Genomic DNA, 20,094 nt, shown 5'->3' with positions numbered 1-20,094 from the left:
GAGGACAATACTGTGTTACGAAGTTGAGATTGTTTGTGTTTCTTACTTTAACTCTACAAAATTTAGCGTAAGGAACTGAAGCATTAGAAGATATTCAAGCGAAGAAATCATGACTGATTTTTACTGATTTAGAAGATGAATTTGATGCATAATGACCTTGAAACGGTCGCATGAGATAGTATTGCTAAAACGGTTATGGATATATTGCAAGGATACAATATTGAGTTGGATTTAGAAAACGCTTTAAGAGAGTATGAATGGTAATTGAGGGAGGAGCTACGAATATGGAAAAATTACGTACTGTATTACAAGATTTTGAACTTAAAGAAGCCGCAGATCAAATATTACATTTCGCTAAAAATTCAATTCGCGCTAAAGCGACACTAACTGCGGATGCAGAAATTCGAATGGGTCATTCTAAAATTGGAGGAGCACCTGATACACCTACAGATTTTGTATGGCCACAAACAAAGAGTGGGCAACCGCTCTATTTTCTTTGCCAGCTAAATTTAGCGGAGATAAAGCCTTTTGATTCGAATCATTTACTTCCTACCGAGGGGCTATTATCCTTTTTCTATGATGCTGTCGAACAGCCTTGGGGTTATGATCCCAATGATGAAGATGGCTTTCATGTTTTCTACTTCACGCAAGCAAATTTTCAGAGAACGGAACAACCCACAACTTTAAAGGAGTCTATTAATAGCGCGGCACTATCCTTTAAAAACGAATGGACACTGCCGTCATGGGAATCGCCTGATGGTCAAAAATTAACAGCCCTTTTAACTGAAGAACAGGCAGATGCTTATGATGACTTCTTGTGGAGAGATGAAACAGACATTACGGCACATCGCATAGACGGATATCCTAATACGATTCAAGGGGATATGTACTTACAATGCGAGTTAGTGACGAACGGTTTGTATTGTGGCAATTCCACAGGCTACGAGCACCCTTTGCGCAAGGAGCTAGAACCTAACGTAAAAGATTGGCAACTACTATTACAGCTTGATTCTGAAGATGATCTCGGCTATATGTGGGGCGACAGTGGAAGACTATATTTCTGGATTCGCGAGCAAGATTGTAGAAATAAAGCCTTTGACAAAGTATGGGCCATTTTACAATGTTATTGAAACTACTAGAAATTGTAGTAGTGATTTGAAAACTATTTCAATAAATAATTATGGGGGACAAGTGAATGAAAGCCGAACAATTTATAGAAAACGAAGCATTATGGCAACAGCTAGCACAAGAGCTCCTTGAAAAGCAATATACAATTGATAAAGAGGGCCATTATCCCGCTAGCATTCGCACGACCTCTTTTGCGCTTGATGCCTTCGACTTAACAGAGGTACTTTGCCATTACCAACAACTTGCATTATTAGAAGTATTACGTCAGGAGCTTGACTTTGAAACACAGCGCTACTGTCTTTCTCGTTTCACGCAAAAACAAAAATCTGTAGCATATTTGCCTTTGCTACGCTATTATGCCATCAATTTAAGAAAGTACGGTGCAAACTTTGAATCGTTAACGGTTGAGGAATTGTTGCGAACGATTAAGGAATTAGATGCGGAAACGTATAACAATTTACTCAAAATTGGCTCTGGCGATTTGCCAATCAATAAGCAACGAGCTGAAACTGATCTTATATATTGCTATGCAAATGATGTGCTAGCTACCATCTTGATTCATATTAAAGTAGAAACAGAGGAAGCGTATCGTGAAGCCATGCACTATTTAAATGCTTTATTGGAGGAGGATTTCCCGAAAAGCTATAGCATTCTCTATGAAGGGGAAAGTGATTTAGTGCTGCCAATTGAGCGTTTACCTGTCACACGTTCCCATCATTTTTTTGCAAAGGTATTGAGCTATCCAAGCCTACATACCGCGCTAGTGGAATATAGCTACAAAGCAATGGCTGAGTATCATTTTTACGGGGATGTTGCGGATGAGGAAGCGGCAATGCCAAGCACGTTTGCCGTTTTTGGTCTTGGTTTATACGATAAAAGTTATAGCAAACTCATTATCGACTATATGGAAATATGCGATGCTGATCATTCACCACCGACTGAATATTTTGCGAAAGCCTATGTGGAAAGGTGGGGGCTAACACCTGAAACATTGCCAATCTTTGCTTACATTGTTGCAACCGTGCCAACTGTTCCATACGAACCTTTCTTTGAACAGGCAATGAATACAGATGAAAATTTACAATGGCTTGAAAAATATATGACAACACCCTTTATCGAGCTTTGTCCAGTGATTTCACCTGAACAAAATGAACGTATGGAAGAATATAAAGATATGGATGTAGCATCATTACTGTATGCTTGCTTTGAAATTGTCCATTTGAATGACTTCACCAACCCAAAATTTATGCGGATTTTATCGCCATATCGTGAACGTTTTGAGGAAATATTGAAGGAGCTCATATCATGACAATAGAAAAAAATCATACATCGAACGAAAGAAACACTCGTTGATTTAGTCCATCAACATCAAGAGTAATTGAAGGAAAAGAATATATTTGATGATGAAATGTCGGCATTTGTATAGGAAAGCATTATTATTAACCAAACATCACAAAAGATACAAGATACTTGTTTAGCTAAAAAAAGTTGATTGAGAGGGAGTGAGATTATGCCAAAAAAATTATTGAATATGTTAGAAAAATGGTATGAGGAAAATCAACATGACAAAATTGTAGAAGCAATTGAACAATTGTCTAAGTCAGAGCGAGATTATGAAATAGTAGGTCATTATGGTCGTGCGCTTAATAATTTAGGGCGTTATCATGAAGCGTTGTCCCAGTTATACACAGTTAAAAAAAAGGGACAACAAGATGCGGATTGGCATTGGCGCGTAGGCTATGCCTATTTCTATATCCAGGAATGGCAAGAAGCACTGGCTGCATTTGAAAAAGCGAAGGAATTACAGTTTGATACTAGAACTGAAGAGTATATAATAGCGTGTCGAAATATTTCGAAAAATTCAGCGAAAGCGCTAGATGATATCAAGCTTGTACCTTTTCATGAGCGTGATTTCAGCCAATTTTGGGAAAAAAGCGATTATGCGGACAAAAATTATGTAGAAGTATCCCCCACTACTGAAATGATTGCTTCAATAGAAGAGGAACTTGGCTATAAATTGCCAGCAGATTATATTTGGTTTATGCAACAACAAAATGGAGGTATACCAATAAACACTTGTTTTCCAACGGCTATGCCGACTTCATGGTCGGAAGATCATGTGGCGATTACAGGAATTATGGGCATTGGTCGCGAAAAGACTTATAGCTTGTGTGGCAGTTTGGGAAGCAGATTTATGTTGGAGGAATGGGGCTACCCAAATATTGGCGTTGTCATAGCCGATTGCCCGTCAGCAGGCCATGATGTCATTATGCTTGATTACCGTGCATGTGGTGCAGATGGTGAACCTGCTGTTGTACATGTAGACCAAGAGGCAGATTACTACATTACTTTCCTTGCACCGAACTTTGCGACTTTTATTGTAGGTTTGGTGAATGAGGAAGTATTCGATACATCAGAACAAGATAAACTTGACGATTTGGATATGGTGAAACATGTACCATTCTCTCCTTTGTTACAGTCGTTATGTGAGAAAGCTGGAGAGAGAAATCAGATAGAAACAGTTATTCGAGGTATTTGTACGCAAATTGTAGAGGACAAAGGCTATTTTGCTTTACATGCTGATGAGCTATCCATGCTGATGTATGATATCCAGTTTTGGTTGTACACTGCTGCTAATCCGAAAGTGACACAAGCGCAATATTTAGCGGATTACGAGAATATCATTGCACTTGCACAAGGTTTCAGTACAGGAGGGTATGCCCCGGATTTTGTTTCAAGTTGGTTAAATGAACGCATAGAGCAGGGTGAAATTGTAAGTCAAGAGGGCTTATTAAGTTTTACAGCGGATAAGGTAGCTAATCTACATGCTCAAATAATGAATGAAGAACTAAAACCATTTAGATGGTTAGAACATGATAGTGGAAATATTTCATTCCTATTAGAAGCAGGCATTTATAAACAGGAGTTGTTTGAAACACGGGCAGACGAAGGATTCCAAGGTAACGGCTACGATTGGTGCTCGCTTGCGGATGTGTATTTGCAAGAGAAGTTGCCAGAGCTAGAAGGCATTGTGCGTTTCGACCCAGAAGCAGATATGTTCTGTGCATATGCCTGCGAAAAGGACGCTTTGTTGCGATTCGCTGTTGGATTTAAACAAGCATGTGAAAATGATGAACTGATACATGATTTATTTTCTAGGGCGATATTGGATTAATAAAGGGGAAAAGTAACTGGTTTTATTTGGATATTATTGAAGAATAGTAGATTTATTGGGGGAGTATAAGATGAAAGAAATCATTTTTTTAAAGGAAATGTATCAAGATAGTTATTATCCTAAATTTTTAGTTGATAAAATTAAAGATTTGTTGGAGCAAATTGTCCGCTATTTAGAGCAAGGTCCCTATCCATTAGAAGATATACAAGTAAAATTTGATGAAATTACACTTGCGATAAATGATTTAGAAGACGAGTTCTTAGAACATGACAGTGAAATTGAAACGGTTGCACGAGATAGTATTGCATTAACTGTTATGGATATATTGGATGTATATAACGTGAAGCTTGATATTGAAGACGCATTAAGAGAACGTGAATGGTAGTGTGTTTTGTTTAAAATAAAAGTTACGATGCTAGCCAATACACTATATTAAAAAAGTTTTTCAAAGAGGTTTTTTATTAATTAGAACTCAAGATAAAGGGGAATGGCCTATGCAAGATATTCGACCGACGTCACGCTGGCGCAATGCTAAAAGAAAAGAAGAGGAAGAATATACTGCTGGATTGATTGAGAAAGATGACTGTATTTACGCGGAATTGTTTCCAGATAGTTTTATTCATCAGACGGAAATGGTGCTAGAGCAGTATGCTGCATCCATTGCGAAACTGCCAAATCACCCAGATAGCTATCCTGCAATTATGAAATCTATTGAAACAGCGGTACTTGCCCTAAATGAGATTAATGAAGTAGGTGGAGGAGGATTAATTGAAACTGAAGAACGAGAGGAGCTTTGCGACTATTTTGACCAAGTGCTGATTCATTGTGGATTTGATATTGATGACCTTACTAAAAGCCAGAACCTTGGACGTTATGAGTTAACAGATGATTGGCGTGAGTGGTAATTAGAGGGAGGTGTACGTTTTGCTTGAATTGACGAGTGCAGTATGCGGAAAATCTTACAGGACCAAAGGGCTCTGGAGAGAATGTGCCAGCGTTAGTCAACAAGAAATAGACGGATTATAGCAAGATTGACCAGTATTTGGAGTAACGAGATACCGAACCGTTCATATGTGACGGAAGTAATTGATGAAGTAAAGGTTATCAAAAATATTTGTTAGAGACTCTTAGTTTGGTAGCTGTTGAGTATTCTAAAAGACAAACTCGATTGCTCTAGTTGGTCCTGCGCCCCTAAAGTTAGATTTTTAACTCTAACTTTAGGGGTGCAGGACCGTTTCGGTTTGTCTTTTTTTAGATGTTATCAAAAAATCGAGTAATCAGATGGAAAGCTTCATGAATGCCATTAAGGCTTTGACTTCTTGGGGAGGAGAAGCTCAGCAAATTTTATTCGTTTTAATGATCGGAGAATAAAATTAATGCAAATATCTCAAAATAAAAATTGACTGGACACTAAATGGTGTCATATAATTAAGACACCAATCAGTGTCCAATTCAAAAGGGGGAGGGGATTTTGAGCGACAAGACTCAAGAGCGTGATGTTTATGCTGCTATAGCTGATCCAACAAGACGTCAATTAATACGCTTGTTGGCAGATGCGGAAGAATTACCTCTTCATGAATTAACGTCTCAATTTGAAATGGGGCGTACAGCAGTTTCTAAGCATTTGGCTATCCTTAAAGATGCTGATCTCGTAATTGCTCGAAGGGTTGGTAGAGAAACGAGGTATCGGTTGAATGCCGGTCCATTGAAGGAAATTCAAGATTGGGTATCGTATTACGAAGGATTCTGGAAAGCAAGAATGGCTATATTAAATCTTATATTGGAGGAAGAAAAATGAAAGCAGATGTATCTTTAGATTATCAATTTACAAGTTCAATTGAGAAAGTTTGGAACGCATTAACGGATTCAGACACTCTTGCAAAATGGATATGGAAAAATGACTTTAAACCAATCGTAGGACATAAATTCCAATTCCGAGCTGAGCCAAATGAATGGTGGGATGGAATTGTCAATTGTGAGGTACTCAAAGTGGAAGAACCTCATACATTATCTTACATTTGGGCAAGTGCCGGAGAAACTACTACAATTACATGGACGTTGACAGAAGGTTCGGATGGAACTACACATTTACATCTTGATCAAAGCGGATTTAGTGAAGCAACAAAAGCTCGTCAAGGAGCAATCGAAGGAGCTAAATACGCTTGGATTAACAATGGTAATCAGCTCGAAAAAGTGTTAGCAGAGCTGTAAAAAAGATTTCTTCATTTTCTATGTTACCTACTTTTCAATAGGAACCTTTTAAGCAGGTAACACAGAATTTACATTAATTGTTGGACGCTTTTCGGAACACGGGAAGCGTCATTTTTTTTACTTCTTTCAGCAAAGGCTGAAATAGAGGAACTCAGTCTAAGTGCGCCACATCCTGTGGCAATTTATCTGTGCGAAAGCGAAGCGACAGCAACACGGTTTTATCTGTGCGAAAGCGAAGCGACAGCAACACGGTTTTATCTGTGCGAAAGCGAAGCGACAGCAACAACACACGACTGAGTGACCAACATCATGTTCCTGTCGCTGCGTTAGCACTACGCTTTCGCACAAAAAACATCTGTTGGCCTAAAGCCTCCGGCGGATGTCACGGAATCGGAAAGGAGTACTTTGTGCTTGCACAAAGCCTATTGCGGACACATTGTTTATCTGCGCGACAGCGGCAAGTGTTTTCTGCGCGAAAGCAAAGCGTCAGCTACAATTATGCCGAGGCATAATTGATTGTCATTCCAACACAACAAATACAGTTGAAGTTGTGCTAACATGACAGTACTAGATGGAATGGAGAAATTATCCGATGAAAATAAATCAATTAATTGCTAACAATCTAAATCGTTTAGATGTCGAGTTGCCAGAAGATCTATCTTTAGGAATTGCTGGTTTGTCTGGATCTGGTAAAACTACATTTTGTCAAACAATTGGTGAAGAATCTAAGAAGCGTCTCGTTTCTTTATTGCCAAAGGCTGAATATCAGTATTTGTTCCCAAATATTATGGAAACGAATTTCAGTGCCATCAAGATGGAACAAATGCCTTTAGTTCTTTTTCTCGGGAAGTCATCAATTTCTACTAATCCACGTTCAACAGTTGGTACTCATACGGGCGTTTTTAAAGAGGTTCGTGAAAAGCTTGCAGATAAGTTTGATCTTTCACCAGAGGTTTTTTCCTTTAATAATGCATTAGGATGGTGTACTGCTTGTAAAGGGCGTGGCACAACCAAAAACGTCGAATGTAAAAAGTGTGAGGGCAAGCGTTATAGTCCGGAAGTTGAACAATATAAGCTAGAATTACGGAATCAACCACACAGCATTTCCGATATGAACAACTTAAGTATTGAGGCGATTTATTCCCTTTCAGAGGAATTAAATATTAGTGAAGAGAGACAACATATTCTTAAAAATATTATCGATATGAATATTGGTTACTTAACTTTAAATCGGATCATGGGGACCTTGTCTGGAGGTGAATTAACTCGACTGTACTTGGCAGAATTTATGGCCGCTAGTGAAAATACCGTGATAATTATTGATGAAATATCTGTTGGTCTTGACCACCAAACTCTCTTGAAAATTTTAGAACAGATCAAACAATTGGGCTATAAAAATCAAATTTGGCTTATTGATCATTCTGATACAGTGCTCGATACATCGGATGAGCAACTATTCTTTGGACCTGGTAGCGGGAAATACGGCGGCAAAATCGTCGAAGAATCACCTCGTCCAGAGCCAATCCATTGTGAACGAAACCAGGCAATGCCTACAGAATACTATCAATTTCATGATCTGTACTGTCGTAATATTGAAATGGCTGAAATTCAAATTCCTAAAAATAGACTAGTAACCGTTACAGGCGAGTCTGGCTGTGGGAAATCGACTCTTGTCAATGAGTGTATCTCCAATGATTTCTTAAAACGATATCCAAAAGATAAACTGGTTATGGTAGGACAAGACCGAAACCAATCGATAACTAGCAGATCAACTGTTGCAACGTTTCTTGATATCAAAAAGAAAATGACGAAATACAGTGACGATATTGACGATATTTTCCAACGTTCCATTGAAGACATTATTGAGGAGCTTCCAAATGACGATATCGCTCATAAGCGCTTAAGTTTATTAATTAAACTGGGTCTCGGTTATTTAACGTTGGAAAGAAAAACACAATCTTTATCGACAGGTGAATTTCAATGTGTTCATTTAGTTTCTGAGCTGTTTTCGAACTCAAGAAACCCACATACGCTGTTTATTTTTGACGAGCCTTCAAAAGGTTTATCACAAAACATATTAAATCAATTCATTGATAGTGTGAGGGATATTCTCCAAGATGAATCTGTCTCTATTATGATGATTGAACATAATGCTTATATGATTGATAGCTCTGATTTTATCGTTGATTTTGGAAAAAGACAGCAGGAACCTATTCGACAACTTGATGTTGTTAGTCATGATGATTTTTTTAGTCAACATAACAGTACAAACAGTGATGCTCCATTGCATATATCTTCAACATTAACTTCAAAAAACGGCATCCATTACTTAGAAGACAATCATATTAGCTATTTTAAAAATGCCGAAAACATCTATAAAGGCGGTATTTTAAAAAGCTTATCATCAATGGCCCGTTTGATATATGGAGAGTATGAATCTGCAACAATTGCACCGGTCGTCGCCATTGATCTAGAAAGACACTTGTATAGTCAGTATAGTTTTTTATATGAAATCGGTGGCCTAATTAACCATATAGTGGCTGCACATCCGACGAATAAAGATACAAGAAGCTTCGATTTCTTTAGTCAGGAAAATCATTGCCCTAGCTGTTCCGGTCGCCTGCAAATTGAAGAATTCGATATTGATATAGTCATTCAAGACAAAACAGTGCCATTCTGGGATGGTTTATTACATCCAGACGTGATGGAAGTATTAAAATATTATCAATATCCGAAATTACAATTCCTTTTTGATGAGATCAAGAATGAACTAGGTCAAGATATTAGTAAAAGCTACAATGAGATGACAGAAGAAGAAAGACATACATTCCTATATGGCTATTGGGAAAAATCATTTTATGATAAAGCAAGTAAGTCTTCGAAAAAATGGGAAGGTTTTAATTTTATCCTTGGACGTTATATGGTTATTTCAAAATCAATTATTAAGGAGCAAATGAAAGAATCCAAAAAAATGATTGGCTGTCCAATCTGTCAAGGAGCCGTGCTAAACCATAAGAAAAAACTAACATTTGGGGACTCTGATATTCGTGAGCTTATTCATCAACCTCTCGACCAAGTCATAGAAACAGTAGGCAACCTACCACAGCTTGAAAAACTAAAAGCAATTGTTGGTGGCGATATGACTCTTACAGAAGATGTCTCATTACTTCAAAGAGAAACACAAGTGTCGTTAAAAATGCTTGAATTAGATCTAGCAAGCTTTGCGGGTTATGAAATAGTACTAAATAATGTTTTACCATTCTGGGACAAAATTAAAGATAATATCGAAGTAATAAGTAGCAAAAATCTAATTACAATCTGTGATTTTGCCAACATTGACGAAACGAGAGAAACCATTATCGATAAGTATTTCACTAATGGAAAATACAAAAAATTAACTTACGTCTATGAAGCATTTGGCTACAAAAAAATAGTGACACAAATTAATAAAATTAAAGCAAGCCATAAATGTCCATTCTGTAATGGAAAGAAAGTCATTTCAGAAGACAATCTCCATGATGGTGTCTATAAATTATCCGTACCATGTGTTAGTTGCTCTGCAAGTGGCATTAATGATGAAGGACGGAAGGAAATTGTCGAAGGCGTAGACTTACAAACATGGCTAACTGGCAAAGTAAGCGACGTTGTAGATGAAAGCTTACTCACGGAGGCTGTTGCAGATATTCCAATTTTCAACCGTATCCGAGAGTTGAATAAACGAGATATGATGGCAATTTATCAATGCCTTGAGCAAAATAATTAAAGCAAGCCATATGTAAGCTACCTATGACAGACTCATTTGTAATGATAAAATTGCAAATGAGTTTTAACATCTTTCAGCGGGAGTCCAAATATCTCTGTACCTGACGCTACGCTTTTGGTACAAAAAACATCTGCTGCTGACGCTACGCTTTCGCGCAAAAAACATCTGTATCTGTCGCTATGCTTTCGGTACAAAAGACATCCGCCGAAATAGAGGAACTCAGTCTAAGTTCGCCACGTCCTGTGGCAATTTATCTGTGCGAAAGCGAAGCGACAGCAACAACACACGACTGAGTGACCAACATCACGTTGGCCTAAAGCCTCCGGCGGATGTCCAGAATCGGAAAGGAGTTCTTAGGGGATGTTAGCCTAAAATCATCGCATCCATGCGATAACGGGTAACTGACCTGCATCGTGCTGCTGACGCTACGTTAACACTCCGCTTTCGCGCAAAAAACATCTGCAGGCCTAAGCACAAAGCCGATTCCGGACGCAATTATGCCGAGGCATAATTATAATTGATTGTTATTCTAAGAAGGAGCTTAGAAAAGTCATTAAAAAGGGGAAAGATTTGAATGTCAGAAATATTGGATTGGAAAAATAATGCTCAAGGGCATAAATTTATAGCTTCATTTAGTGGAGGTAAGGATAGTGTCTTAGCGTTATATAAAGCAATGAAGGTTGGAGAAGCGGTTGGATTAATCGTTATGCTGGAGGAAGAAGGGGAACGGTCCAGATCTCACGGAATGCCTCCGGAACTCATACGTGCTCAAGCGAAATCTATAGGTTTACCTGTTTATACTGCAGCAGCAAGCTGGATAGAATATGAAAGAGTATTTATGAGTCTTTTAGAAAAAGCTAAAAATCATGGTGCAGAAGTTTTAGTAACAGGAGACTTAGATATGCCTGAACATGGCTGCTGGCATGACAAGGTTACGAAGAATGCTGGATTAAAACTAGGCATGCCTTTATGGGAAATGTATCATCGTGAAGCTGTTGAAGAATTTATAAACTTAGGATTTGTTACAATCATTGTAACTGTTAATTTATCTTTGGGGATGCGCGAGGAAGATTTAGGGCGGACGTTAACCCATGAATACATAAAGGAGCTTGAAGCTCGTGGTATTGACCCTTGCGGAGAAGGTGGAGAGTTCCATACTACAGTATTAGATGGGCCAATTTTCAAACAACCTATTCCAGTTCGTAAATGTGAGATTATTAGAAATGGTGAATATGCTTTTTTACCTTTAGAACTTGCTCAAAGTGCTGAAAATCATAGGGAAATAGTGGAATAAAAACATACGGAGAATTACATGGGCATCATCTATCTATTTGAGGTGGGGTCTCATGTTTTTTTGTCTGCTTGCAAAAAATGTGTTAGGTGTCTTCGTTATCCTACGTGTCACCGACAAACATATGCTTAACCCTGTACTAGATTGAATGAAAACACAAACTTTTTAGTGTCTCTATTATTTTCAACTGACTGTATATTAAAGTGTTTTCTACATCTCAAAAACGTCACTCAGTCCCAAATCAGATGCGAATAATTAAAGGGTCACCGGAGGAGTGTGACCCTTTGTATATATTAGAAGGGAAAGGATAACTTTATATTATCCTAAAAATTATGAGCATTGGTGGCGGTATTGGGTATTAATAGAAGCCAATGAAGCTAGTGCCGACAATAATCAATAGAATGAATAGAACAACGATTAGCGCAAAAGCTGAGCCATTACCATAACCGCCGCCACTACCGCAGTATTCAGACATAGTTATTACCTCCTTTCTACAATATATAATATGATTAGTTGTTAAATGGAATTGCGATATTTAACTACTCATTGAATTTAAATTTTTTTAAAAGAATCCCCTAGTAGTTGTTCTGTCTATTTTATCTTGCAGGGATACAATTGAATATATTTTGCTTCAAAATCTTCCATGATTTCAAATAAACACTTAGTACTTCGACAATTTTATCAATCTGAAGTGATAACAACTGATTTTGCGTATTTATACACTACCTTTCTTTATACCTTAACTATGCCAAAAAGGGGAAATTAATGTATATATTGACCATTTGATTTTGCTTATATTAGTAAATTAACTAAATACTGATGCAATTGCGCAAGATATTTAAATAATACTCACTATGTGATATGATGGGAATGTATGTTTGGTTATTACAGGGTAGTAAAATTTAGGGGGAGAAATAATTGGGCGAAACAAAGTATAGGCAAGTATGGAACTTAGATAGTCTGTTCCAAGGTGGAAGTCAATCATCTCAATTACATGAACATATAAGATATTTAGAAAAAGAAATTTCGGAATTTGAAGAAAAAACAAATTTCTTAGATCTTCCACAAAGCATAAATGAATCAATTAATGTTGCTGTTTTAGTGGAATACATAGGAGATATTCGAACTAATATATCTCAAGCAAGTTCTTTTATAACCTGCCTTCTTGCTCAAGATTCTAAAGATCAGGATGCTATAATTTTGCAAGGGAAAATTACGATCCTAAATACTCGTTTTGAATCTGCATTAAAAAAAGTGAAAAATACGCTGGTAAAAATTGATCTTCATTTGTGGCAAGATTTATTGAATACTGATGTTTTAGCAAATTTTAAGTTTATCCTGAATGAATGGCGTGAAGATGGTGAGACAACCCTTTCAGATGGAGAACAAAATTTACTATCAGACCTTATGGTAGATGGATATCATGCTTGGGGGCAATTTTATAATTCTTTTATGAATACTATTACGATTAAAGTTCAAATAAATGGAGAACAAAAAAATTTATCAGTAGGTCAAGCTATCAACTTACGTTCACATCCTAATGAAGATGTTCGTAAAGAAGCCCATAATGCTTTAGAAGATACGTGGAAAGAAAATGAAGAACTTTTTGCGAAAATATTAAATCATATTGCAGGCTTTCGATTACAAGTTTACAAGAAGCGTGGTCTGGATAATGTACTACAAGAATCTTTAAATAAAAATCGTATGAAGGAGGAGACACTTGATGCGATGTGGTCTGTAGTTAATAAATTTAAAAAACCCTTCACTGACTACCTAAATCAAAAAGCAAAAATAAATGGCTATAAAAAGATGCAATCATTTAACTTTTGGGCACCTATTACAACAAAAAATCAAAAAATAGAGTACGAAGATGCTGTTAATTTTATTTTGGAGTATTTCAGTGAATTCGGAACAGAATTAGAAAATTTCTCTAGAAAGGCATTTAGTAAAGGATGGATAGAGGCTGAAGATCGTGCAAAAAAGTCAGCTGTTGCATTTTGTTCAGGATTTCCACTTTCGAAAGAATCAAGAGTTTTCATGACATTTGGCGGTACAATTACTGATGTTTTAACACTTGCTCATGAATTAGGACATGCCTTCCATAACGATGCAATGAAATCTATTAATGGAGTGAATAAACAATATCCAATGAGCGTTGCTGAAACTGCTTCAACGTTTTCAGAGATGATTATATTAGATGCAGCAATGCAAAAAGCTAAATCTACTAACGAAAAATTATTTTTACTTGATGAGAAATTAAAGCGTAGTGTCATGAATTTCATGAATATTCATTCTAGGTTTTTATTTGAAATGAAATTTTATGAAGAACGTAAAGAAGGAATTGTTTCATCTTCACGCTTAAACGAAATTATGCAAGAAGCAATAGATGAAGGATATGATGGTTCTCTTGATAATCCTTCACTGCATTCATGGATATGGACACCACATTATTATATTACACAATCTCCTTTTTATAATTTTCCATATTCATTCGGATATTTGTTTGCATTGAGTTTATTTGCAAAGGCAAAAGAAAAAGGTAAAGAATTCGAAAGATGTTATTTGAATTTGCTTCGCGATTCAGGGAGTATGTGCACAGAAGATTTAGTGATGAAACATTTAGGTGAAGATATCACTTCGGAAGCATTTTGGATAAAAGGAATTGAATTATGCATTAAAGATGTGGATGAATTTATCAAATTAAGTAGTGAGTGTAACATTATTTAAAGATAACGAAACCTTAATGATAAAGAAAATAAACCACCTTCATTAGTAAGTAGACTTTCCTGGTGGACTTATTGAATATGGTGAAAACATTATCTCGATGGTACTGGTGTTCATAGTATATTAAAGATTAAATTTCGAGATAAATAACGCTGCCTGGTCTGTGAGGTGTAATCAAAAAGAATACGCTATTTTGATCAATCTAACGGCATTTTATTTGTTAAGAAGAGTGGTGATAAAGTGGAATTGATATTTATTCGTCATGGCCAAGGTGAACACACACTAGCTTTTCCAAATAGCTTGCAAGTAAATAATCCTTCATTAACAGCATTAGGAATAAGTCAAGCGAAGTTGTTAAGGAAAAAGTTCACCTTAACGGAAGAAGATATTATATTTATTAGTCCTCTTAAAAGAACGCTGGAAACTGCACTAATTTGGACTTCGCATGTTGATTGTCGTAAGATAGTAAGCCCATTTGTTTCCCCACGAATATTTCCTTTCCACCCAAATGGAAAAACATTGCCTTGTGATAAAATCATTAATTTAGAAACAATCAAAAAGGATTATCCGAATCTAGAAATCGATATGAATGTGCCTCCTGATTTGTGGTCAGATGGTATAAATACTATGCCAGATAGTGATTTCAATAACATTGCACAACAATTTATTGCAAATTTGAAGTTATTGAAAAAAGATAAGATTTTTATAGTTTCACACGATGGTACTATCACTTCATATCGTCAATTGATTTCTGGCCAAACGTTATCCAGAAGGGACTTTCCTGATGAAACAGGATGGTTTCAAATTAATGTTGACTAATAACTATTACATTGTAATGAAAACAGGAGCTATTATTGAGAAATGGCGCAGGGAATAAAGTTTGATAAAAAGGGTCACGGGTTCATTAATTTTCGACCGGGCGAATGTAAATCCATGATACCTAGGTTTTACAGAGTTTATTGGCGTGCAAATCCGATATCTAGGGCTGGAGGGGTTGCAGCGAATTTTAACCGAAACCTCGTGGGTTATAGAAGATTCCCATGAAATTGATAAAGATCTATATTCTGTTTTCATTGAAGAAAGCTGAAGTCAAACAAGGCCAGGTTTAAGCTCCTGGCCTTGTTATGTTAGTCATTATTTATTTTGTGAATTTTATTATATTCAGAAAATAAAATTGACGCGAACATTAGAGCATGTTATGTTTAATACTAATTTCATAGCAATCATTACAAGTTTGAGTGAGATAACTTTCATTCAATTAAAAGGAAAATGGGTGTAAATCCCATGCTGTCCCGCAGCTGTAAATGAGGAGTTTTGTTTCGATTACCACTGAGTGATTACTTGGGAAGGTGAAGCAAAATCATGATTCATGAGCCAGAATGCCTGCTTGTAAAGAGATTCATTGATGATCTACGAAAGATAGGGAGATGGATGGGAGTTTACTCATAGTAAGTTATTCTGTCCTTATTCTTTTGAAATAAGGTTTTTTTTATGCCTTCTTTTAATAAGTAGATTCGTGCACCGCAAACAACGATAGGAGACAGAAAATGAGATTGACTAAGTATTTACTTCCTTTCATGCTTGTTTTGATCTTCAGTTTACTCACTGGCTGTACAAGCACTGATCATGAAAAGGGAGAGACAGCATCGAAACAACAGACAGACGAAAAAATGATAACGATTGGGTGGCCATTAGATGTAGGTCCATTAAATCCCCATACATATTTACCAAATCAAATGACAGCACAAGCAATGGTCTATGAATCATTGGTTGAATATAACGATGACGGAACAATTACGCCGAAACTAGCGGAAAGTTGGGACATCTCAGAGGATAAAACCTCTTATGTTTTCCATTTGAGAAAAGATGTTAAGTATTCTGATGGAACGGCTTTTAATGCAGACAATGTGATTCGTAACTTTAATGCAGTTTTAGCTAATCGTGATATGCATTCTTGGATGGGCATGGTCAATCATATTAAAGACGTTGTGAAAGTGGATGACTTTACAATTCGTTTGCAATTGGATGAACCCTATTACCCTGTATTAAACGAACTTGCCTTCGTAAGACCGTTCCGTTTTTTAGGGGAAAATGGATTCCCTAAAGGTGATACGACACAAGATTCAATCAAAGCACCAATTGGGACAGGCCCATGGGTATTAACAGAATACAAAAAGGATGAATATGCTTTATTTAGTCGAAACGAAAACTACTGGGGTGAAAAACCTCTTGTAGATAAAATAAAAGTAAAAATTATTCCTGATTCAGAATCTATTTCGTTAGCATTTGAAAACGAAGAATTAGATTTAATATATGGTCGTGGCATCATTAGTTTAGATAACTATACGTATTTAAAAGATAGTGGAAAATATAAAACCGCTACGTCTGAACCTTTGTCTACGCGAGCGCTGCTTTTTAATACACAGTCTGGACCATTGGCAGAATTAAAGGTACGTCAAGCGATTCAATATGCAATCAATAAGGAGCAAATGGTTGACAGTATTACACATGGTACAGAAAAAGTTGCCCATACACTATTTTGGGATGCTATACCATATGCCAATATTGATTTAGCTCCAATTTTATATAATCCGAAAAAAGCGCAGCAATTTCTTGATGAAGCGGGATGGACGCTACAAAAGGGTGAAAAAATTCGCTCTAAAGACGGACAACCACTAACATTAGATTTAATCTACATTGCAACAGATGCGATTCAAAAACCAATGGCGGAACTCATGCAAGGTGAACTAGCAAAAATAGGGGTACAGTTGAATTTAGAAGGCGCAGATGTGATGGTGGGTCTTCAAAAATTAATGGATAATCAAGTCGATATTAATTTCTGGCGTACAAATGGACCACCAACAGATCCACATAGCTTTGCTAATGAATCAGCTACACCAAACGCTAATGGTGTCTATGAAGCGAAATTAGGCTTACCAAATGCCAAAGAAATCGATAACAAAATTCATCAATTATTAGTAGGTACAGATGAAAAAGAGAGAGTGCAACTTTATACGGATATTTTAACCATGTTCCATGACCAAGCACTATTCTATCCTATATCTTACGAAACTAATAGCGTGATTTATCAGCCATATATGAAGGATTTTGCTCCACGTGCATCTGAATACGATATTCCATTTGCACAAATGGAGAAAGAAAAATAACTGTAAAAGAGAGAGTATGTCGATAAAAGACAACTCTCTCTTTATCATAGGATTGATTAGGAAGTGACAGCATGTATGAATCGACATGGATGTTTTGTTTAAAAAGAATTTTAACATTACCGTTTGTACTATTGGGTGTATCCATCCTGACCTTTGTATTTATTCGTTTCGTCCCAGTAGAACCTGCTGAGGTCATTCTTAGATTAGCAAGAGTTGCACCAACAGCAGAAGCCATTCAAACTTTACGAGAAGAACTTGGAACAGACAAACCTTTTTTTATTCAATATTTGCTATGGATAAAAGGCGTTTTGCATTTAGATTTTGGTACATCTTTTGTAAGTAAATTACCTGTAGCACATGAGCTATTCGCTAAAATACCCGCAACCATTGAATTAGCAGTTGCTGCATTTGTCTTGATTTTAGGAATAAGTATGCCATTAGGAATAATAAGTGCATTGTATAAGCATTCCATCATCGATAAAGTAATTAGACTATTTACGGTCATGAGTGTATCGATTCCAACATTTTGGTTAGGTTTTTTACTATTATATTTATTTAGCTTGAAATTAGGAATCTTCCCGACAAATGGGAAAGGTACACTAGCTCATCTAGTTTTACCTGCATTCGCATTGGCTTTACCAACGATTGGACTGTTCGTTCAGTTTATTCGTTCAGCTATCATTGAAGAATTACAACAGCATTATGTTCAATATGCACAGCTAAGAGGATTAAAAAACTCAGTTATCCTCGTCCATCATGTTTTGAGAAATGCTGTTATACCGCTATCTACTTTGTTAGGTATGACGCTTGGTAATTTACTAGGTGGTGCAGTAATTGTGGAGCAGGTCTTTAGTTGGCCAGGACTCGGTAGATATTTAATAGAATCCATTATTAATAGAGATTACCCAGTTGTACAATGCTATGTATTGATTATAGCTGTCATTTATGTGCTTACAAATTTATGCACAGATGTATTGCATCGTCTATTGGATCCTCATCTTATGATGAAGGACAGGAGAGATTGAAGTGAGCCTATTACGAAAAGAAAGAGCAAATATTAAAAGATTATTTAGTCTAACGATACTGCTAGTCATTGGCTTATTGGGATTGTTTGCGCCAGTATTAATGCCCCATGACCCTATAGCAGTTGATATATCAAAGAAATTTTTAGCCCCTTCATGGGACTATCCATTAGGTACAGATCATTTAGGAAGATGTGTTTTCTCACGAATGCTTTTAGGTATTCGCTATTCTTTAGGATCAGCGCTCGTCATTCAAATAGTAGCTATTCTTTTAGCTATCTTAGTAGGTGCTTTCGTTGCGCTAAAAAGAGGCATTGTAGATTATCTATTTATTCGAATATGTGATATATTATTAGCTTTTCCTACACTTGTCCTTGCATTTGGACTTTTAGGTTTATTAGGTCCTAGCTTAAAAAATGTGTTAATCGCACTTATTTTTACGCAATTTATTTATTATTCAAGATTGATAAGAGGTTTATTTATTGGGATGAATGAAAAAGATTTTATTCAAGCAGCAAGAATCAGTGGCACTTCAGGCATCAAATTAATCATACGCCATTATATCCCCAATTTACTGCCACCTATTGTTACAATAGTTGTTTTAGATATAGGAAAGGTTATTTTAGAAATCGCAGGCTTTTCCTTTATTGGACTTGGTGTGCAGGCCCCTATTCCTGAATGGGGAATGATGGTGAATGAAGGGAAACAATACATCCGTCAACATCCTGAATTAATGCTTTATCCTGGACTTGCCATCGTCCTTGTTGTGCTATTATTGAATCATTTGGCAAGTAGTTTTAAGAAGCTTGACTAGTAAAGGGGTAATTATGGAGAAAGTTTTAGAAGTGAAAGACTTAACTGTAAAAATCGGTGAGAAAAATATATTAACCTCAATCAATATGACAGCCTATAAAGGACGTGTCTTAGGGATTATAGGTGAAAGTGGTAGTGGAAAGACAATGCTTTGCCACGCCATCATGCAATCTTTACCGGCTGCGGCGCAAATCACCCATGGCCAAATCATCTACCAACAAGAAAATTTATTGAATGTATCAGCCTCTAAAATGAGAGTGTATCGCGGAAGGCATCTGTCTATGATTATGCAAAATCCGTCTACAGCTTTTGATAGTATTCAAACAATCGAAAGCCATTTTCGAGAATCATTAAAAGCTCACTTTGTGATGACTAAAAAAGAAATAAGACAGATTGCTATTGATGCCATGTATAAAGTCAACTTACCCAATCCAGAGAAGCTTCTGCACTATTATCCTTTCCAATTAAGTGGTGGAATGTTACAGCGAGTAATGATTGCTTTATCATTGGCGATAAAAGCTTCTATATATATTGCAGATGAGCCAACGACAGCCCTTGACACAGTCAATCAAAAACAAATATTAACACTTTTTGATCGTATTCGCTCAGAAGCAGAGGCTACTATTATTCTTGTGACACATGATTTAGGTGTTATTGCTGAACTAGCTGACGATGTGGCTGTGATGTATCAAGGCGAAATAATTGAGCACGCCAATGTCTATGATTTTTTTGATGAACCTCAGCATCCCTATACAAAGAAACTTTTACAATCAAGAATAATGTTTTAGAGGTGAAAAAAT

General features: G+C 36.6%; 17 protein-coding genes and 1 riboswitch. Of the genes, 16 read left to right on the top strand and 1 reads right to left on the bottom strand.

What is annotated here, in order from left to right; genetic code table 11:
• The first annotated feature begins 284 nt into the window (after positions 1–284).
• The 10 genes from JNUCC51_RS24265 to JNUCC51_RS24220 all read left to right on the top strand — a co-directional run bounded on the left by JNUCC51_RS24265 (position 285) and on the right by JNUCC51_RS24220 (position 11,571).
• Entirely contained in the window at positions 285–1,130 is an 846-nt protein-coding gene (locus tag JNUCC51_RS24265) for a YwqG family protein (protein WP_337990151.1), read from the top strand.
• Positions 1,131–1,195: 65 nt separating this feature from the next.
• Entirely contained in the window at positions 1,196–2,437 is a 1,242-nt protein-coding gene (locus JNUCC51_RS24260) for a DUF6138 family protein (protein ID WP_337990150.1), read from the top strand.
• A 201-nt stretch (positions 2,438–2,638) separates the two neighbouring features.
• Complete coding sequence (locus JNUCC51_RS24255; RefSeq protein WP_337990149.1) at positions 2,639–4,303, top strand: Imm51 family immunity protein; 1,665 nt, start codon at positions 2,639–2,641, stop codon at positions 4,301–4,303.
• Positions 4,304–4,373: 70 nt separating this feature from the next.
• A complete protein-coding gene (locus JNUCC51_RS24250; protein ID WP_337990148.1) occupies positions 4,374–4,688 on the top strand; it encodes a DUF5713 family protein in 315 nt (104 codons plus the stop codon).
• A 109-nt stretch (positions 4,689–4,797) separates the two neighbouring features.
• Positions 4,798–5,208 (top strand): hypothetical protein, encoded by a 411-nt coding sequence (locus tag JNUCC51_RS24245; RefSeq protein ID WP_337990147.1) that lies wholly within the window; start codon positions 4,798–4,800, stop codon positions 5,206–5,208.
• A gap of 566 nt (positions 5,209–5,774) precedes the next feature.
• Complete coding sequence (locus JNUCC51_RS24240; RefSeq protein WP_049665307.1) at positions 5,775–6,101, top strand: ArsR/SmtB family transcription factor; 327 nt, start codon at positions 5,775–5,777, stop codon at positions 6,099–6,101.
• Positions 6,098–6,514 (top strand): SRPBCC family protein, encoded by a 417-nt coding sequence (locus JNUCC51_RS24235; protein ID WP_337990146.1) that lies wholly within the window; start codon positions 6,098–6,100, stop codon positions 6,512–6,514. Before JNUCC51_RS24240 ends, JNUCC51_RS24235 begins: the two co-directional genes overlap by 4 nt.
• Positions 6,515–6,674: 160 nt before the next feature.
• Positions 6,675–6,815: a hypothetical protein gene (locus JNUCC51_RS24230; RefSeq protein ID WP_337990145.1), complete on the top strand. Its 141-nt coding sequence runs from the start codon at positions 6,675–6,677 to the stop codon at positions 6,813–6,815.
• Between the two features lie 291 nt (positions 6,816–7,106).
• Positions 7,107–10,277: an ATP-binding cassette domain-containing protein gene (locus tag JNUCC51_RS24225; protein ID WP_337990144.1), complete on the top strand. Its 3,171-nt coding sequence runs from the start codon at positions 7,107–7,109 to the stop codon at positions 10,275–10,277.
• Between the two features lie 574 nt (positions 10,278–10,851).
• A complete protein-coding gene (locus JNUCC51_RS24220) occupies positions 10,852–11,571 on the top strand; it encodes a Dph6-related ATP pyrophosphatase (RefSeq protein WP_337990143.1) in 720 nt (239 codons plus the stop codon).
• A 355-nt stretch (positions 11,572–11,926) separates the two neighbouring features.
• Here JNUCC51_RS24220 and JNUCC51_RS24215 read toward each other — a convergent pair whose 3' ends face one another.
• A complete protein-coding gene (locus JNUCC51_RS24215) occupies positions 11,927–12,043 on the bottom strand; it encodes a YjcZ family sporulation protein (protein ID WP_100542355.1) in 117 nt (38 codons plus the stop codon).
• Positions 12,044–12,486: 443 nt separating this feature from the next.
• On the opposite strand from JNUCC51_RS24215, the gene JNUCC51_RS24210 reads away from it, so the two are divergent.
• From JNUCC51_RS24210 to JNUCC51_RS24185, 6 genes are all read left to right on the top strand, one after another.
• Positions 12,487–14,295, top strand: coding sequence for a M3 family oligoendopeptidase (locus tag JNUCC51_RS24210; protein WP_337990142.1), 1,809 nt, complete (start codon positions 12,487–12,489; stop codon positions 14,293–14,295).
• Positions 14,296–14,532: 237 nt separating this feature from the next.
• Positions 14,533–15,111, top strand: coding sequence for a histidine phosphatase family protein (locus JNUCC51_RS24205; protein ID WP_337990141.1), 579 nt, complete (start codon positions 14,533–14,535; stop codon positions 15,109–15,111).
• A gap of 394 nt (positions 15,112–15,505) precedes the next feature.
• Positions 15,506–15,697: riboswitch (cobalamin riboswitch) on the top strand.
• Positions 15,698–15,839: 142 nt separating this feature from the next.
• Positions 15,840–17,459 (top strand): nickel ABC transporter substrate-binding protein, encoded by a 1,620-nt coding sequence (nikA, locus tag JNUCC51_RS24200; RefSeq protein ID WP_337990140.1) that lies wholly within the window; start codon positions 15,840–15,842, stop codon positions 17,457–17,459.
• A 71-nt stretch (positions 17,460–17,530) separates the two neighbouring features.
• Positions 17,531–18,484 carry a nickel ABC transporter permease gene (gene nikB / locus JNUCC51_RS24195; RefSeq protein ID WP_337990139.1) on the top strand — a complete coding sequence of 318 codons (954 nt, stop codon included), beginning with the start codon at positions 17,531–17,533 and terminating at the stop codon, positions 18,482–18,484.
• Position 18,485: 1 nt separating this feature from the next.
• Positions 18,486–19,295 carry an ABC transporter permease subunit gene (locus JNUCC51_RS24190; RefSeq protein ID WP_337990138.1) on the top strand — a complete coding sequence of 270 codons (810 nt, stop codon included), beginning with the start codon at positions 18,486–18,488 and terminating at the stop codon, positions 19,293–19,295.
• A 13-nt stretch (positions 19,296–19,308) separates the two neighbouring features.
• Complete coding sequence (locus tag JNUCC51_RS24185) at positions 19,309–20,082, top strand: ABC transporter ATP-binding protein (RefSeq protein WP_337990137.1); 774 nt, start codon at positions 19,309–19,311, stop codon at positions 20,080–20,082.
• Positions 20,083–20,094: the final 12 nt, after the last annotated feature.

Origin of the sequence: Lysinibacillus sp. JNUCC 51, assembly GCF_015999525.1 — a bacterium.
Classification (GTDB): domain Bacteria; phylum Bacillota; class Bacilli; order Bacillales_A; family Planococcaceae; genus Lysinibacillus; species Lysinibacillus xylanilyticus.
Note: the sequence above shows the minus strand (reverse complement) of the source record. Positions and strands in the feature narration are given on the sequence as shown.

Excerpts from the sequence above, each read along its gene's own strand:
- JNUCC51_RS24265 (WP_337990151.1), top strand. The coding sequence starts at position 285 with ATGGAAAAATTACGTACTGTATTACAAGATTTTGAACTTAAAGAAGCC.
- JNUCC51_RS24260 (WP_337990150.1), top strand. The coding sequence starts at position 1,196 with ATGAAAGCCGAACAATTTATAGAAAACGAAGCATTATGGCAACAGCTA.
- JNUCC51_RS24255 (WP_337990149.1), top strand. The coding sequence starts at position 2,639 with ATGCCAAAAAAATTATTGAATATGTTAGAAAAATGGTATGAGGAAAAT.
- JNUCC51_RS24250 (WP_337990148.1), top strand. The coding sequence starts at position 4,374 with ATGAAAGAAATCATTTTTTTAAAGGAAATGTATCAAGATAGTTATTAT.
- JNUCC51_RS24245 (WP_337990147.1), top strand. The coding sequence starts at position 4,798 with ATGCAAGATATTCGACCGACGTCACGCTGGCGCAATGCTAAAAGAAAA.
- JNUCC51_RS24235 (WP_337990146.1), top strand. The coding sequence starts at position 6,098 with ATGAAAGCAGATGTATCTTTAGATTATCAATTTACAAGTTCAATTGAG.
- JNUCC51_RS24225 (WP_337990144.1), top strand. The coding sequence starts at position 7,107 with ATGAAAATAAATCAATTAATTGCTAACAATCTAAATCGTTTAGATGTC.
- JNUCC51_RS24220 (WP_337990143.1), top strand. The coding sequence starts at position 10,852 with ATGTCAGAAATATTGGATTGGAAAAATAATGCTCAAGGGCATAAATTT.
- JNUCC51_RS24215 (WP_100542355.1), bottom strand. The coding sequence starts at position 12,043 with ATGTCTGAATACTGCGGTAGTGGCGGCGGTTATGGTAATGGCTCAGCT.
- nikA (WP_337990140.1), top strand. The coding sequence starts at position 15,840 with ATGAGATTGACTAAGTATTTACTTCCTTTCATGCTTGTTTTGATCTTC.
- nikB (WP_337990139.1), top strand. The coding sequence starts at position 17,531 with ATGTATGAATCGACATGGATGTTTTGTTTAAAAAGAATTTTAACATTA.
- JNUCC51_RS24185 (WP_337990137.1), top strand. The coding sequence starts at position 19,309 with ATGGAGAAAGTTTTAGAAGTGAAAGACTTAACTGTAAAAATCGGTGAG.